The sequence below is a fragment of the Methylobacterium oryzae genome, assembly GCF_021398735.1.
Classification (GTDB): domain Bacteria; phylum Pseudomonadota; class Alphaproteobacteria; order Rhizobiales; family Beijerinckiaceae; genus Methylobacterium.
Genome location: NZ_CP090349.1, coordinates 5,932,816 through 5,948,345, shown reverse-complemented (window position 1 = coordinate 5,948,345; position 15,530 = coordinate 5,932,816). Strand labels below are relative to the sequence as shown.

The following is a 15,530-nucleotide window of genomic DNA, read 5'->3' as shown; positions in this document are numbered from 1 at the left end:
GGTGACATCCCGTTCGTTCGCGCCGCCGGCCCGCGCGCCGCCGATGGGCGGGCGCGGCCGCCTCAGGCCGCGACCTCGGCCCGCGCGCCGATCCGCCGGCCGACGAGGTCGAGCACCGGCCCCCGCCGCGCGTGGATGAAGAAGTGGTCGCCCTCGAACAGCGCGAGGTCGAAGGGGCCGCGCGTCTCGCGGCCCCAGGCCTCGAGGTCGGCGCGGGCGACGTCGTCCCGCGTCCCGCCGAGCGCCTGGATCGGGCAGTCCAGCGCCGGGCGCGCCGCGTAGGTGTAGGCGCCGCGCAGCCGGAAATCGGCCCGGAGCACCGGCAGCACCAGGGCCATCAGGGCGGGATCGGCCAGCGCCTCCGGCGGCGTCGCGCCGTAGGCGGACAGCGCGTCGCGCAGGTCCGCGTCGCTGCGCGGGCGGCGGAAATACGCCCCGTCGCACACCGCCGGTCCGGCGCATCCGGAGGCGAACAGCGCGCGCGGCGCCGCGATCCCGCGGTCGCGGAGTTCGTGCGCCAGCTCGAAGGCGAGCAGCGCGCCCAGGCTATGGCCGAACAGCGCGTAGGAGCCCGTGACGGAACCGGCGACCTCGTCCGCGAGGCGCCGCGTCAGCGCCCGCGGGTCGGTGCAGGGCGCCTCGCCGATCCGGGAGCCGCGCCCCGGCAGCTCGACGGGCCTGACGTCGACCGCGTCGGGCAGGCCGCGGCGCCACTGCGCGAACACCGCGGCGCTCGCCCCCGCGTAGGGCAGGCAGAACAGCCGGACTCGTCCCGGCACGGTCACGCCCGCGCGCCGCCCGCGTCCCGCTCCTGAGCCTCCATGTGTCGGCGCAGGCTCAGGGGCCGCATGTCGGTCCAGACCTCGTCGATGTAGGCCAGGCAATCGGCCTTCGCGCGCGGATCGCCCACGGCGCGCCACCCGTCAGGGATGTCGCGGTAGCTCGGCCAGATCGAGTATTGCTCCTCGTGATTCACCACCACGTAGAACAGCGTATCTTCGCGATCGAACGCCATCGATGCATCCCGTTCAGGTGAAAGCTGCGAGCTGCCTCGCCAATGAATCAATGAACTTCGCTTGTCGGCGCATAACATGGCCGAAAGATCGCCGGACTCAAGGGCCCTTTTACATATTTGAAATGTTCTAATTTAATTCATTACTGCTCGATCGTCAGAAGTGTTTTCCGGAGACCTTGAATCACTGTGGCGGTTCGCGCTACGCAGTGCGGCCGGCGGGTTCGGCCGGCGGGTGTTCTGTGGTCCGGGGCTTGGCGGGGGACGCGGTCAGTGGCGTGTGCGCGAACCAGCTTCCGGTCGCCTGCGAGCGGTCCCGCCGGGGGAACGCGCGGCTCCCCCGAGGGAGGCGCCGCCCCCGTGCGCCGCGGCGGCGAGGATCGCCGCGCACCTCGCCGCGCGCCCCGGCTCCCACCCCGTCGTGCGGACGAGGAGACGATCGGATGACCGCGCGCGCCGCACCGCTCTGCGACGTCATCGGGGTCGGCTTCGGGCCGTCGAACCTCGCCCTGGCGATCGCCCTGGCCGAGACCCCGGCGGCGCGCGGCCTCCGGTACCGCTTCCTGGAGCGGCAGCCGCACTTCCGATGGCACGGCGGCATGCTGCTGCCGGGCAGCGACATGCAGATCTCGTTCCTCAAGGACCTCGTCACGCTCCGCAACCCGACGAGCCCGCTGACCTTCGTGAACTACCTGCACAGCCAGGGTCGACTGCACGATTTCATCGATCTCGGGACGTTTCATCCCAGCCGGATCGAGTTCAACGACTATCTCCGCTGGGTGGCGGACCATTTCGCCGACCGGTGCGACTACGGCGAGACCGCGGTCGCGGTGGAGCCCGGGCTGGGACCGGACGGGACGGTCGAGACCCTGTGGGTCGTCACCCGCGACGCCGCGGGCCGCGAGATCCGCCGCCAGACGCGCGACCTCGCCCTCGCGGTGGGCGGCGCCCCGCACGTGCCCGCCGCCTTCGCCGCCCTGGCGCGCGATCCCCGGCTCTGCCATTCGAGCCGCTACCTCGACCACGTCGACCGGCGCGGCCCGGGCAGCCCGCTCGACCTGTCGCGCCCGGGCGCCCGCGTGGCGGTGATCGGCGGCGGCCAGAGCGCCGCCGAGATCGGCCACGATCTCCACGCCCGCTTCCCGCAGCTGCAGGTCGATCTCGTCTTCCGCGGCCACGCCCTCCGACCGTCGGACGCGACGCCGTTCGTCAACGAGATCTTCCACCCCGACCGCACCGACTTCGTGTACGCGCAGCCGAGCGAGCGGCGGGCGGCGATTGTGCGCAGCTACCGCAACACGAACTACGCGGTGATCGACGCCGACCTGCTCAAGGCGCTCCACGTCATCGTCTACCGGGAGAAGGTCTCCGGGCCGCAGCGCCTGCACCTCCGGCCGCGCAGCGAGATCCTCTCGGCCGTCGGCGACGCGGGCGGGATCAGGCTGCGGACCGTCGACCGCTACGCCGAGGTCGAGGCGGAGCGCAGCTACGACGGCGTCGTCCTGGCGACCGGGTACGCGCGCGACCCGAACCCGGCGATCCTCGAACCGCTCGCGCCCTACCGCGACGGGCCGGACCTGGCGCGCGACTACCGCGTCCCGACCCGCCCCGGCTTCGTCCCGCGCATCTACGTCCAGGGCTACTCGGAGACCTCGCACGGTCTGAGCGACACCCTGCTCTCGGTCCTGCCGGTCCGCGCACAGGAGATCGTCGACAGCCTGCTCGATCAGGACGGGCGCGGGGGCGCGGTCGCCCCGGCGCGCGCGCCCGCCGCCGGCGGGATCCGCGCCTGGGAGCGGCAGGGAGCGCATCCATGAGGCTCGCCGTCCCGCGGACCGGCCGGGCGCGGCGCGCGGAGGCGTGCCGCGGGCGGATCCGCCGCCCGCTCGCCCGAGTCGGCGCACGGGCCGGCGCATGGGGATGAGCCGCCCGCGCGGCGATCGTCGCGCCCTCCTCGCCGGCCTCGCCGCGGGCGTCCTGGGTCTCGTCCCGGGCGGCTTCGCCGCGTCCCCCGCGGGTGCGTCCGAAGACCCGCGGCGCGCGGAGACGGGCGGCGCGCCCGCCGCCCGCGTGGTCGCCCTCGACGGGTTGTTCGCCGAGACGCTCCTCGCCATCGGCCTCGTGCCGGTGGCGATCGCCAACCGGCCGCTCTACGAGAAGCTCATCGCGCAGCCGCCCCTGCCGGACTCGGTCCTCGACCTCGGCCCGCTGCAGGAGCCGAACCTCGAGTTCCTCAGCCTGATCGCCCCCGATCTCATCCTCGCCGCGCCGTGGCAGGCGCAGATCCAGGTCGCGTTGACCCGGATCGCCCCGGTCGTGGCGCTGCCCATCGTCGCGGGCGCGCGGGAGCCGATCGACCACCTCGACGCGCTGACCCGCGACCTGGGGGACCGCGTCGACCGCGCCGCGGCGGCGCGGGCGCTGGTCGCCGGGACCGACGGGGCGCTCGCCGAGGCCCGGGCCGCGCTCGCGGGCCGGACCGGGCGCCCGGTCTACATCTGCCGCTTCCGCGACGACGGGCGGCAGCTGGCCGTCTTCGGCACGCGCAGCACCGTCGGCGCGGTCGCCCAGCGCCTCGGCCTGACCAATGCCTGGACTGGCCGGCAGAGCGGCGCGGGCACGGTGCTCGCCGCGGTCGAGGACCTCGCGGAGGTGCCCGACGCGACGCTGATCCACTTCGACCGCGGCGCCGAGACCGCGCGCGCCCTCGGGCGCCTCGACGACAGCCCGCTCTGGCGGGCGCTGCCCGCCGTGCGCGCCGGCCGCGTGATCCGCATGCCGGTCGTCCATCCGAACGGCGGCCTGCCGTCGGCCGCGCGCTTCGCCCGTCAGGTCGCCGCGGCGCTCGGGAAGGCCCCGGCGTGAGCGCGGCCGGGGCCGGAGCGCGGCGGGCGCGAGCCGACGGGTCCGGGGCCTCGCCGCTCTGGCGCGGGGCGGGGCTCCTCGCCCTCGCGCTGGCGGTGAGCGCCGCGCTGCTGCACGCCAACCTGGCGGCCGTCCTGCCGCCCGGGCAGTGGTGGGCCGCCCTGCTCCACCCGACCGACGGTGACATGCCGCAGCTCGTCCTGCGCGACAGCCTGCTGCCGCGCCTCGCCATGGCGGTCCTGGCGGGCGGGGGGCTCGGCCTGGCCGGCGTGCTGTTCCAGCAGGTGCTCGACAACCCGCTGGCCGAGCCCGGAACCCTCGGGGTGTTCGCGGGCGCGAAGCTCGCCCTGGCCCTCGCGACGCTGTGGTGGCCGGCCCTCCTGATCTACGGCTACGAGCCCGTCGCGGGCGCCGGGGCGGCCCTGTGCACGGGCCTCGTGCTGCTGCTGAGCGGGCGCAGCGGCTACGCGCCGTCCACCGTCATCCTCGCCGGACTGGTGGTCGGGCTGTCCGCCGAGGCCGCCAACCGGATGCTGGTGCTCGCGCATTTCGACGCGCTCTCCGACCTCTACGCGTGGCAGGCCGGCGCGCTGAACCAGAACAACTGGGACGGCGTCCGCGGCCTCTTCCCGCGCCTCGCCCTCGCGGCCCTCGCGGCCGGCCTGCTGGCGCGCCCGCTGACCCTGATCGAGCTCGGCGATGCCGGGGCGCGGGGCCTCGGCGTCTCCACCGCCGGCACGCGGCTCGCCGCCCTCGCCCTCGGCGTCGCGGTCGGCGCCAGCGTGACCGGGTATCTCGGGGTGATCGGCTTCGTCGGCCTGGCGGGGCCGGCCCTCGCCCGCTACGGCGGCGCCCGCCGGCTCCGCGACCGCCTGCTCTGGGGGCCGGTGGCCGGGGCGGTGCTGCTCGTCCTGACCGATCAGCTCGTGCAGCGGCTCATCGGCCGCAGCGGTGTCCCGACCGGCGCCGTCACCGCCCTCGTCGGCGCACCCCTGCTGGTCGGCCTCATCCTGGGCCTGCGCACGGCGCGCGAGGCGCCGCCGGCGCCGGGGCCTATCCCGGTCCGTCTCGCCCGGCCGTGGCCCGCCATCGGGACGCTCGCGATCCTGGCCCTCGCGGCCGTCGGCCTGTCGCTCACCCTGGGGCGGGATGCCCAGGGCTGGCTGTGGAGCCCCGATCCGGGCGCCCTCCTGGCCTGGCGGGCGCCGCGCGCGCTGGCCGCCCTGGGGGCCGGGGCCATGCTCGCCTACGCGGGCGGGCTGCTGCAGCGGCTGACCGGGAACCCCCTCGCGAGCCCCGAGCTGTTCGGCGTCTCCGCGGGCGCGGCCCTGGTGGTGGTGCTCGTCCTGTTCCTCGCCCCCGGCCTCGGCCCGGCCGCGATGCTGGCCGCCTCCGCGGCGGGCGCGCTCGCGACGCTGCTGGCGATCCTGGCCCTGGGCCGCCGGGCGCGCTACGCCTCCGCCCGGATCCTGCTCGTCGGCGCGGCCCTCACCAGCCTGATCGGCTCGGTGATCGCGCTCCTGCTCGCCACGGCCGACCCGCGGACCGCCGCCCTGCTGACGTGGCTCTCGGGCTCGACCTACAACGCCACCGGGACCGAGGCCGGGCTCGCCTGCCTCGGCGCGGCCCTGGTGCTCGCGGGCACGCCGCTGCTCGCGCGCTGGCTCACGATCCTGCCGCTCGGGGCGGAGACGAGCCGGGCCGTCGGGCTCCAGGTCGCGCGGGCGCGCCTGACGGTCCTGTCGGTCGCCGCGATCCTGACCGGCGCCGCGACCCTGCTCGTCGGCCCGCTGAGCTTCGTCGGGCTGATGGGGCCGCACCTCGCCCGCAGCCTGGGCTTCAGCCGGGCCGCCGAGCAGCTGGTGGCGGCGACGCTCGCCGGCGGCCTGATCATGGTGCTGGCCGACTGGCTCGGGCGCGTCGCGGCCTTCCCGTGGCAGTTGCCCGCCGGCCTCGTCGCGACGGTTCTCGGGGGCGCCTATTTCGTCTGGCTGATGCTGCGCCGATGATTCTCTCCCCGCTGAACGCCCTGTTCGTCGGCCCCCTCGAGGGCTACCGGGATCGGATCGTGTCCGCGGAGGATCCGCGCCCCTCCGTGAGGGGCGCCGACCTGCTCGATCCGCGCGTCCTGACCGACCAGCTCGACCGGTTCGCCCGCACCTTCGCGGCGCCGGAGCCCCGCGCCGTCGCGTCGATCTGGGCGAAGCAGCACTTCTCGATGCTGGTGGTGCCCGCGCTCGCCGCCAACATCGTGCTCGACCTCGTCCTGCCCGTGGCCCTCGACGCCGTCGAGATCGTCCCGGACGACGGCGGGCTGACGCGGGCGCTCAAGCTGCGCGACCCCGCCGCGGGGAGCGACGGGCCCGGCGGGCATACCGGGGCGCGGGCGCCGGCGGATCGCTTCGGCGCGCTGATCGACGCGCACCTGGCGCCCCTGGTCGGTGCCCTGGCGGCGGTCTCGGGCGTGGCGCCGCGCGTGCTGTGGAGCAATGCCGGCAACATCTTCGAGTTCGTGGTGCGCCGCACCGAGGGGCTCCCGCAGGCGGGCCGGACCGGGCACGCGGCCGCCGCGAGCGTCCTGACGAGCCGCCGCCGGTCCGGCGCGCCCAACCCGCTGTTCGCGCCGATCCGCTACGTCCCGGAGGCGGGGGACGCGCCGGCGGGCGCGCCGCCGCGTCGGGTGCGGAAGGTCTGCTGCCTGCGCTACCTCATCCCCGACCAGAGCCTCTGCGGCGCCTGCCCCCTGCCGGCACGCCCCGAAGCGGGTCCGGCGGGAACGGACGGCCCGAGGAGGCCCGCATGAACGGTCCCGATGCGCCGGTCGTCGCGCGGCCGCGGGGCGCGCCGACGGCGGAAGCCGCGGGCGCCCCCCCGCTCTTCACCCTGCAGGGCGCGAGCTTCGGTCTCCCCGAACGCACCCTGCTGCATCCCCTCGACCTCGTGATCCAGCCGCGGCAGGTGGTGGGCCTGATCGGCCATAACGGGTCCGGCAAGTCGACCCTGATCAAGCTGCTGGGCCGCCAGCAGGCGCCGACCGCCGGCCGGATCGCGTTCGCGGATCGCGCCCTCAGTGCCTGGGAGGACCGCGCCTTCGCGCGCGAGGTCGCCTACCTGCCGCAGGCGCTCCCGCCGGTCCCGGGCATGACCGTGCGCGAGCTCGTGGCGCTGGGGCGCTATCCCTGGCACGGCGCCCTCGGCCGCGTCGCCGACCGGGATCGCGAGGCGGTCCGGCGGGCGCTCACCGCCACCGGCGTCGCCGCCTTCGCGGACCGCTTCGTCGACACGCTCTCGGGCGGTGAGCGGCAGCGCGTCTGGCTCGCGATGATGATCGCGCAGGAGCCCGCCTGCCTGCTGCTCGACGAGCCGATCTCGGCCCTCGACGTCGCCCACGCCGTCGAGATCCTCGCCCTCGTGCGCGATCTGGCCCATCGTGACGGGCTCGGCGTCGTGGTGGTCCTGCACGACGTGAACATGGCGGCGCGCGTCTGCGACCGCATCCTGGCGCTGCACTCGGGACGCCTCATCGCGGACGGGCCGCCCGGCACGCTGATGAACCCCGACACGCTGCGCGCCGTGTACGACATCCCGATGGGCGTCATGCCGCATCCGGATACCGGTCGGCCACTGAGCTACCTGCGCGGATCGTAGGCCGGCGCGCGACGACCAGCTGCTCGCGATCCGGCACGCTCGGACCCAGGGTTCGAGCGCGAATCGGCCGGACGCTCGGGTGGCGGCGCGCCGCGGACCTCGTCGCCCGGCGGTGACCTCGTGTCGTCTGGACGATCGAGGCGTCGGGAAGAGCGCGGCCGTTGCGGCGGCTCCGACAACGCTGGCGGGGACGGAGGGATTCCGAGACGGTGACCGGCCCCCGCGGGGTGGTCCCGTGTCAGGCTTGGGTGCGATCGGAGTGGCGGCTCGGGGCGGTTTCCTGCCGGTGCGCTTACCGACGGCATGGGTTGAGACGCGGACAGAACCGCCGCGAAGCACCCGGCACCGCGGTCTTGAGATGATAGATTATATACAATAACCCTGCGGATCCGCAGTCTGCGCTTCGGGACGGCGCGCAGCGTGCCGAGGCTACGCATGCAACCGTTCTTCTCGACAGAGGGAATTCACCCCAAGGACGCGTTCCGGCGCTGGCGCGAGACGATCTGCGAGCGATTGATCCCGATCGACCAGCAACCCCTTCACGGGGTTCCGTTTCAGGGCAGGCTGGATGTCACCAGCATCGGGCCTGTGCCGATCTCCAAGATGGCACACACCGCCATGCGGACTGAAGCGACCCCCGACGCGATCCGGCGCTATGGGCAGCCCGACCGCCTCTACGCGTCCATGAAGCTCTCCGGCCAGGACGCCATCCAGCAAGGCGATCGGGAGGCTGTATTCCGGACGGGCGACTTCGTCGTTATCGACGCACGCCCGGCCGTCTGCGAGGCCGACACGGGCATCTCCCTCGTCATCGATCTGCCGCGCGAGCGCTTCGAGGCCATGCTGGGTCCGTCCCGGCTGTACTGTGCACTCACGGTCGGCGCGGACCTCGCCTCCACGACCCTGGCAAACACCTTCCTCCAGGAGCTGGTGCGCATGGGCGATCAGCTCACGCCCGACGCGGCCGTGCGCATGGCGGCGATCGGAACGGACCTGATCATAGCGAGCCTCGCCGAACGGATGGCGCAGGAGGTACCCCGTTCCGTTCACGGCAACGTCACGGTCCAGCGCGCCAAGGCCTATGTCGAGGCGAACCTGAGCGACCCGAACCTGGATCCGCCGCAACTCGCCGCCGCGATGGGCGTGTCGCTGCGCCGGCTCCAGGAACTGTTCCACGAGCGCGGCCGGCACATCTCCGACTACATCTGGGGACGCCGCCTGGAGGCGGCAGCCAAGCGCCTGAATGATCCGGCCTGCGCCCACCTGTCGATCGGCATGCTGGCTTACGGCTGCGGTTTCAGCAGCCAGGCGCATTTCGCGCGCCGCTTCAAGGATCGCTACGGCATGAGCCCGCGTGACTACCGGCAGGCGCACAGCCGAGACAAGCAACCGGGCGCGTCCGCGTCCCGGCCGTCATTCTCGTGACCTGAGTGACCGGTTCGGGTCGCTCCCGGAACGGCAGTTCGGGGTGATCTCCCGCCTATCCGCTTCTGGGCATCAAGTGCGGGAAAGCCGACCTCGGCTTCCATTCGCGCCCAATCTCGAGAAGCGGCGGACTCCGCCACGATCCGGCGCAGGAGATTTCGCATCGCGCTTCGACTGTGCGCGGCGAACGCGCACCGCGTGCGCTGGCTTGCGGTACCAGTCATCCAACCCCCATTCGCCGAGGGCTGTCGGGCGCGGTAAGGTTGATACCCTGCGGCGGGTCGCATCCCGGTCAGGGCAGGCGACGGTAGACACGGGCGAATTCCGTGCCGCGCCGGATTTCGCAGATGCCGGCTCGGCTGACCTTATCGAAGACGCGAAGGGATGACTTCACCGTGCGGCGCGGACCTTCCGGATCGGATTCGCGGCCTTCTGCTCCTCTTGGTAAGCGGCGATGGCCATCGAGCAATTCGGTGTCAGGAGGCCGGCTCTCTCGCGGAAGCAGGCCTGGACTTCCCCGCCGTCGGGCGAGAACTGGCCGCAATGTTCCAGGTAATCTCCTATGCAGTGGCGCTTCAGGTTCTCCTGGCTCGCCTGTGGCTGGGCAAAGGCCATGTTGGAGACGAGGCCGAGGACAGCGGTGAGGCAAGCGGTCTTCGAGATACTCATGATCGGCTCCGTAGGGTGAGAGATCTACCGAGGAGACGCCTTCAGGCTCCGGTCATCGCCAGATACGGGATGAGGAAGGCGCAGGCGAAGTTGCCGGCGATGACCAGCAGGATGACGGACTGCATGCCCATGACGGCTCACCTCGTCTGCGCGAGGAGACCGGCTGCGGATGCGGGCGTCAGCATCGGCGCGCAGGCGATGGCGCCGATCACGCTGATGACGATCAGCAGTCGTGCGATGATGGTGGTCATGTCGGTTCCCCCTCGTGGCCGTTCGGGCCTTTGGTTAATGAAGGATTTAAGAGCTCGGCCTTACGCGCGTGTTGCTTCGATTGTTGCGTCGAGCAGGGGCCGGCAGACACCGCTGGCGCGACCGCTGTGGGACAGGCCGCAAACTGACACGTGTCGTGAACGGTCAAGCATTCGCTCCGCCGTGCACTCTGCCGAAGGAGGCGGCGACCTGGCCGACCAAGGTCGCCCAGGGCATGTCCAAGGCCGCGTAGACCGGGCCCGCCTCCGGGCGGGCGTTGTCCTTCAGGATCTCGACCATCAGCGTCGCGTAGTCGGACAGGACCACGCCCGCCTGCGCCATACGGAGAAGGCCGGCCTGGCGCTTGGTCTCGCTGAACGTCCCGGAGGCGTCGACAGCCACGTAGGCGTCGAGGCCGCGGGCGACGGCTGTCATGGCCGGGAAAGCCGCGCAGACCTCCAGCGAGATGCCGGCGAAGATCAGCTTCTCGCGGCCCGTGGCCTCGATGGCCCGGGCGACGCGCGCGTCGTCGTAGGCGTTCACCGACGAGCGGTCGATGATCTCGTTTCCGGGCAACGCCGCGACCAACTCGGGGAAGGTCGGACCCCATAGGCTGTCGCGCGCCGTCGTGGTGACCACGATGGGCAGGCCGAGCGCCGTGGCGGCCTTCGCCAGGGCGATCACGTTGTGCTTGAGCTCGCCCGTCGAATAGTCCCGCACGCCCGTCATCAGGCCGACCTGATGGTCGACGAGGACGAGGGCTGCGTTCTCGGCGGTGAGCGGTTCGTAGGCGCGAGCGGTCATCGTATCCTCCTGCTCAAGCCCCGTCGGGGCCGGCGACGAGCAAGTGCTATCGGCTGGACCGGCGGCCCAGAAGCCGCAACAATCCGAACCCAGCGTCCATAGGTTTGGACGATAAGGGGGCGGCGTGCTCGACCTGAACGACTTCTTCTACTTCGTGCAGGTCGTCGATCGCGGCGGCTTCACGGCCGCCGGGCGGACGCTGCGCGTGCCGAAATCCACTTTGAGCCACCGCCTCCAGCAGCTGGAGGCCGCCCTCGGCGTCCGGCTGTTGAACCGGACCTCGCGCCGGTTCGGCATGACGGATGCGGGGGAGGACTTCTACCGCCACGCGGTCGCGATGCTCAGAGAGGCGGAGCTGGCGGAGACGACGATCCGCCAGCGCCTGACGGAGCCGACCGGCACGGTGCGGTGCACGGCCGGCATCGCGACCATGCAGTTCGCCCTGGCGGACATCATCGCGGACTTCCTCGTCCGCCACCCGAAGGTGAATGTCGTGGCCCACGGCGCGGACCGCACCGTCGACATCGTCGGCGAGAACTTCGACATCGCCGTGCGGGCCCATACGGACCCGCTGCCGGACTCGAACCTCGTCCAGCGTACCCTGGCGCCGGCGCCCTGGTTCCTGTTCGCGGGATCGGCATACCTCGACGAGAACGGCGCTCCGGACAATCCGGACGCCCTTCGGGACCATCCGTCCCTGTTCATGATGCGGACCGGGGTCGCGCCGGTCTGGCGGCTGCGGCACGCGAGCCGCGCCGGGGACGAGGCGGTACTGCCGTTGAGCCCGCGGCTGATGGGCGATGACATGGTCGGGCTGCAGCAGGCCGCCATCCGCGGCATCGGCGTGGTCGCTCTGCCGAGCTACATCTGTCGTCAGGCCGTCCGCTCGGGTGCCCTGCGGCGCGTTCTGCCCGACTGGGTCGCGGGCGACTCCACCCTGACGGCCCTCATTCCCTACCGCCAAGGCCTGCTTCCGTCCGTGCGGGCCTTCCTCGACCACCTCGCGGCGGAGTTTCCGAAGGCCGTGCTGCTCTAGGCGCGGGCGATCTCGGCGGGGTCGGTCGAGGGGGTGCGGAGCCGGGGCCGGTCCCCATCCGCCGCGAGCGCCACCGGATGCCGGATCCCGGCGTCCAAACGATCGGACGATAGGTCCGAAAATGGCTGCCTTCTCGGCCAGCGTTTGTCGCAACACCATCGGCACATCCACGCAGCGAGGCAGGACATGACAGCTCTCGAGACCATCCACGGGGCCGACGCGCTCCACCCGAGGCTCGGCGAGACCGTTCTCGGAGCGCCCCACCGCATCGGCTCGAACTTCTCCGCGGCGCACTTCTCCGAGGAAGCCTTCGACGGGCGCATGGACCCGCTCCTGATGGTCGACCACTTCGTCATGACCGGGCCGACCTTCGAGCCGCACCTCCATGCCGGCATCTCGGCCGTGACCGTCATGTTCGAGGACGCGACCGGCCACTTCCTCAACCGGGACACGCTGGGCCGAGACGTCGCCCTCGAGCCGGGCGACCTCTACTGGCTCGCGGCGGCGTCGGGCGCCGCGCACGAGGAGAGGCCGGCCGAAGGGGCACGGGTCCACGCCCTGCAGGTCTTCGTCAATCTGCCCGCGCGCCTCAAGGCGCAGCCGGCGCGCGCGCTGCACGTTCGCGCGGCCGACATCCCGGTCCTCGAAGGCCGCGGCCATCGCGTCCGCGTCGTCCTGGGGCAGAGCGGCGACGTTGTTGGCGCGGGTGGCACCCCGGAGGAGATGACACTGCTCGACGGCTTCCTACAGCCGGGCGGCGCCTTCGCCCACGCCCTGCCCGAGGGGCGGCAAGCCTGGATCTACGCCGTGTCGGGGCGCGTGTCCGTCCGCTGCCGTGAGGAGGAGCGCCTCCTGCCGGAGGGCGGCGCCCTAGCGGTGGGCGCCGGTTCCGCCGCGGAGATCATCCTCGAAGCCGCCGAGGCTGCGCATGTCGTGCTGATGGCCGGGCGGCCGATCCGCGAGCCCTTCGTCAAGCGCGGTCCGCTGGTGATGTCCACGGTCGCCGACGTCGAGCGCGCGCTCGCCGGCTACGCCCGGGGCGCGTTCGGCCGCATCCCGGCCTGAGATCCGATCGTCCGACACACGAACCCCGCGCGGCGCCGAGCGACGCGCGGACGGCGGAGCCTTGCCCGGCGGCGGTCGGGCCGATGCACCAGCGGGAACTGCGATGCGCGACGACACCTTCGGCCCCGATCCGGCGCCAGGGACGATCACCATTCCGCTCGCCGACGATGAACGGCGGCGCGAGGACGCCCTGCGGGACCTGTTCGCGCGCTTCTGGGGCAACGCGACGGGAGAGCCGCGGGCCGTCTACGACACCTTCATAGCCGGCAGCCCGCGCGCGGACGGCGTCGCGTTCGACCCCGTGGACGAGGCCGGCATCCGCGGCTGGTGGGTGCGCCCCGCGGATGCCGCGCCCGGCCAGGCGATCCTCTTCCTGCACGGCGGCGGCTACGTCCAGGGCACGGCCGCGGCCTATCGCGGCTTCGTCAGCCAGATCGCGAGCCGGGCCGGCGTCGCCGCGCTCGCCATCGACTATCCTCTGGCGCCGGAGGCGACGCTGCCCGCTGCCCCGGAGGCGGCGCTGGCTGCCTGGGATTGGTTGATCGGCCAAGGCTACGACCGGATCGCCGTCGTCGGGGACTCGGCCGGGGGCGGGCTGAGCCTCGTCACCCTGGCGAGCCTCGCCCTGCGCGCGCGCGGCCCTGCGCCGGTGGCCGGCGTCGTCTTCTCGCCCTGGACCGACCTGACGCTGTCCGGCCCCTCCATGAACGATCCTTCGGTGCAGGACCCGCTCATCGGCCGTGCGTACCTGCAGGACTGCGCGCGCAAGTATGCCGGCGCGCGCGATGTCCGCCACCCGCTGGCTTCACCGCTCCTCGGCGACCTGCGCGGATTGCCCCCGCTCCTGATCCAAGTCGGCACCGACGAGCGCCTCATCGACGACGCGACGCGCTACGCCCGGCGCGCCGAACAGGCTGGCGTCGCGGTGTGGCTGGAGGTCTGGGAGGGCCTGCATCACGTCTTCCAGCTCGACATCGCCCACCTCGACAGCAGCCGCCGGGCCCTCGACCGAGCCGCCGCCTTCCTGCGCCGCGCCTCCGCATCCTGACCATCGCCGCTCTCGAAGAGGACATGTCCGCCATGCCCACCCGCGCCCCCATCCCGGATCAGGCCTTCGACGTCGTCATCGCCGGCGGAGGCTCCGCGGGCGCCGTGCTCGCGCGCCGGCTCAGCGAGAATCCGAACCGGACGGTTCTTCTGCTGGAGGCCGGACCGGCCTACGCGCCGGGGGCGTATCCGGACGTCATCGCGAACGCGAACTGGGTCGGCGGCGACGCGGCGCACGACTGGGGCTACCACACCCAGGACCGCTCCGGCCTCGGCCACGACGTGCGCGCGATCCGCGGCAAGGTGCTCGGCGGCAGCTCCGGCGTGAACGCCGCGGTCGCCATGCGGGCGCGGCCGTCCGATTTCGCCCGCTGGACCGCGCGCGGTCTCGACGGCTGGTCGTGGGACGAGGTGCTCCCGGTCTTCAGGGCACTGGAGAACACGCCGGCCGGCGACGACGCTCGGCGCGGGCGCTCCGGGCCCTTCCCGATCCGCCAGCGCACGATGGAGGAGATCACCCCCTCCATGCGCGCCTTCGTGCTGGCCGCGGAGGCGGCCGGCCTGTCCCGCATCGCCGACTTCAACGGCGCGGAGCAGCACGGCGTCTCGCCCTACCCGCTGAACGTGGTCGAGGGCCGACGCGTCAACACGGGCATGGCCTACCTGACTGAGGACGTTCGGCGCCGACCGAACCTCGCCATCGTCGGGGGCGCCGAGGTCGACGCCGTGCTGTTCGACGGCCGGCGGGCGCGCGGCCTCCGGCTTCTGGGCGGCGCGACGGTGGAGGCCGGACGGGTGATCCTCTCGGCCGGGGCATTCGGCAGCCCCGCCATCCTGATGCGGTCGGGCATCGGGCCGGCGGCGCACCTGCGCGACCTCGACATTCCCGTGCTGCAGGACGCGCCGGTCGGCGAGCGGCTCAAGGAGCATCCGTTCTACTACAACGTCTACGCGCTCAAGCGGGAGGTGCGGGCGATGGACCCGGTCGCGGGCGCGATCATCTGGACGCGGTCGCGTGAGGCCGCCCCGGACGAGTTGGACCTTCACATCTCGGGGACGCACATCTTCGATCCGGCGCAGAGCCCGACCGGCGGGGCCATCGTACTGGCCTGCTCGGTCACGCTGCCGAGGTCCGTCGGCTCGGTTCGGCTGACGAGCCGCGACCCCCGCGCCATGCCGCTCATCCGCTACAACTTCTTCGAGGACCCGGCCGACCTGAGGCGCATGTTGGAAGCGGTGCGCCTGTCGCGGCGCATCGGCCGGACGGCCCCGTTCAGCGACGTGGTCGCGGCGGAGCTGTATCCCGGTCCCGATGTCCGTGACGACGACGCGCTGCGGCGAGCCGTGCTCTCGGCAGTCGACGGCTACGCCCACCCGACCTCCTCCGTCCCGATGGGCGGCCGCGACGACCCGTGGGCAGTGGTCGATGGGAGCGGGGCGGTGCGCGGGGTGGACGGCCTGAACGTCGTCGATGCCTCGATCATGCCCGACATCGTCTCGGCGCCGACGAATGTGACCACGATCATGCTCGCCGAGGCGATCGGCCGGAGGCTCGGCTAGAGCCGTGCCCGATCGCGTTGCAATCGGGCACGGCTCTAAACCTTTGTCTTGACGCGCTCTCTTACGCCGAACCGGTATCCACTTCGGCGGAGAGCGCTCGAGCGCTCGGCCGGGGGACGGCCGAAGTCGGGACGCCGTTTTCGAGAAGCC

The 15,530-nt window shown here is 72.9% G+C and carries 14 protein-coding genes; 10 read left to right on the top strand and 4 right to left on the bottom strand.

Annotated elements, in window-relative coordinates; translation table 11 throughout:
* Positions 1-62 precede the first annotated feature (62 nt).
* Both LXM90_RS28390 and LXM90_RS28385 read right to left on the bottom strand, forming a co-directional pair.
* On the bottom strand, positions 63-779 hold the full coding sequence (locus LXM90_RS28390) for a thioesterase II family protein (protein ID WP_199778774.1): 717 nt from the start codon (positions 777-779) through the stop codon (positions 63-65).
* Between the two features lie 2 nt (positions 780-781).
* On the bottom strand, positions 782-1,015 hold the full coding sequence (locus tag LXM90_RS28385; protein WP_020094344.1) for an MbtH family protein: 234 nt from the start codon (positions 1,013-1,015) through the stop codon (positions 782-784).
* 440 nt (positions 1,016-1,455) lie between these two features.
* Here LXM90_RS28385 and LXM90_RS28380 point away from each other — a divergent pair, with 440 nt between their 5' ends.
* The 6 genes from LXM90_RS28380 to LXM90_RS28355 all read left to right on the top strand — a co-directional run bounded on the left by LXM90_RS28380 (position 1,456) and on the right by LXM90_RS28355 (position 8,950).
* Positions 1,456-2,829, top strand: a complete 1,374-nt coding sequence (locus LXM90_RS28380; RefSeq protein ID WP_020094345.1) for a lysine N(6)-hydroxylase/L-ornithine N(5)-oxygenase family protein — start codon at positions 1,456-1,458, stop codon at positions 2,827-2,829.
* 103 nt (positions 2,830-2,932) lie between these two features.
* The gene (locus LXM90_RS28375; RefSeq protein WP_106735926.1) at positions 2,933-3,877 is read left to right on the top strand and encodes an ABC transporter substrate-binding protein; all 945 of its coding nucleotides are present in this window, start codon (positions 2,933-2,935) and stop codon (positions 3,875-3,877) included.
* Positions 3,874-5,886, top strand: coding sequence for a Fe(3+)-hydroxamate ABC transporter permease FhuB (gene fhuB / locus LXM90_RS28370; RefSeq protein WP_020094347.1), 2,013 nt, complete (start codon positions 3,874-3,876; stop codon positions 5,884-5,886). Before LXM90_RS28375 ends, fhuB begins: the two co-directional genes overlap by 4 nt.
* Positions 5,883-6,680 (top strand): siderophore-iron reductase FhuF, encoded by a 798-nt coding sequence (fhuF, locus tag LXM90_RS28365; RefSeq protein ID WP_020094348.1) that lies wholly within the window; start codon positions 5,883-5,885, stop codon positions 6,678-6,680. The genes fhuB and fhuF overlap by 4 nt, the downstream gene beginning before the upstream one ends.
* Positions 6,677-7,525 carry an ATP-binding cassette domain-containing protein gene (locus tag LXM90_RS28360; RefSeq protein WP_234081384.1) on the top strand — a complete coding sequence of 283 codons (849 nt, stop codon included), beginning with the start codon at positions 6,677-6,679 and terminating at the stop codon, positions 7,523-7,525. Before fhuF ends, LXM90_RS28360 begins: the two co-directional genes overlap by 4 nt.
* A 435-nt stretch (positions 7,526-7,960) precedes the next feature.
* The gene (locus LXM90_RS28355) at positions 7,961-8,950 is read left to right on the top strand and encodes a helix-turn-helix domain-containing protein (protein WP_026605115.1); all 990 of its coding nucleotides are present in this window, start codon (positions 7,961-7,963) and stop codon (positions 8,948-8,950) included.
* Positions 8,951-9,340: 390 nt separating this feature from the next.
* On the opposite strand, the gene LXM90_RS28350 is transcribed toward LXM90_RS28355, so the two are convergent.
* Both LXM90_RS28350 and LXM90_RS28345 read right to left on the bottom strand, forming a co-directional pair.
* Complete coding sequence (locus tag LXM90_RS28350; RefSeq protein WP_020094351.1) at positions 9,341-9,619, bottom strand: hypothetical protein; 279 nt, start codon at positions 9,617-9,619, stop codon at positions 9,341-9,343.
* A 414-nt stretch (positions 9,620-10,033) separates the two neighbouring features.
* Positions 10,034-10,672 (bottom strand): isochorismatase family protein, encoded by a 639-nt coding sequence (locus tag LXM90_RS28345; RefSeq protein WP_020094354.1) that lies wholly within the window; start codon positions 10,670-10,672, stop codon positions 10,034-10,036.
* Between the two features lie 124 nt (positions 10,673-10,796).
* Between LXM90_RS28345 and LXM90_RS28340 the strand changes: the two genes are divergently transcribed.
* The 4 genes from LXM90_RS28340 (at position 10,797) to LXM90_RS28325 (ending at position 15,380) form a co-directional block, all read left to right on the top strand.
* Positions 10,797-11,708, top strand: a complete 912-nt coding sequence (locus LXM90_RS28340; protein ID WP_020094355.1) for a LysR substrate-binding domain-containing protein — start codon at positions 10,797-10,799, stop codon at positions 11,706-11,708.
* Positions 11,709-11,894: 186 nt separating this feature from the next.
* Complete coding sequence (locus tag LXM90_RS28335) at positions 11,895-12,773, top strand: pirin family protein (protein WP_020094357.1); 879 nt, start codon at positions 11,895-11,897, stop codon at positions 12,771-12,773.
* 103 nt (positions 12,774-12,876) lie between these two features.
* A complete protein-coding gene (locus tag LXM90_RS28330; protein WP_020094358.1) occupies positions 12,877-13,821 on the top strand; it encodes an alpha/beta hydrolase in 945 nt (314 codons plus the stop codon).
* 32 nt (positions 13,822-13,853) lie between these two features.
* Complete coding sequence (locus tag LXM90_RS28325; RefSeq protein WP_020094359.1) at positions 13,854-15,380, top strand: GMC family oxidoreductase; 1,527 nt, start codon at positions 13,854-13,856, stop codon at positions 15,378-15,380.
* Positions 15,381-15,530 lie beyond the last annotated feature (150 nt).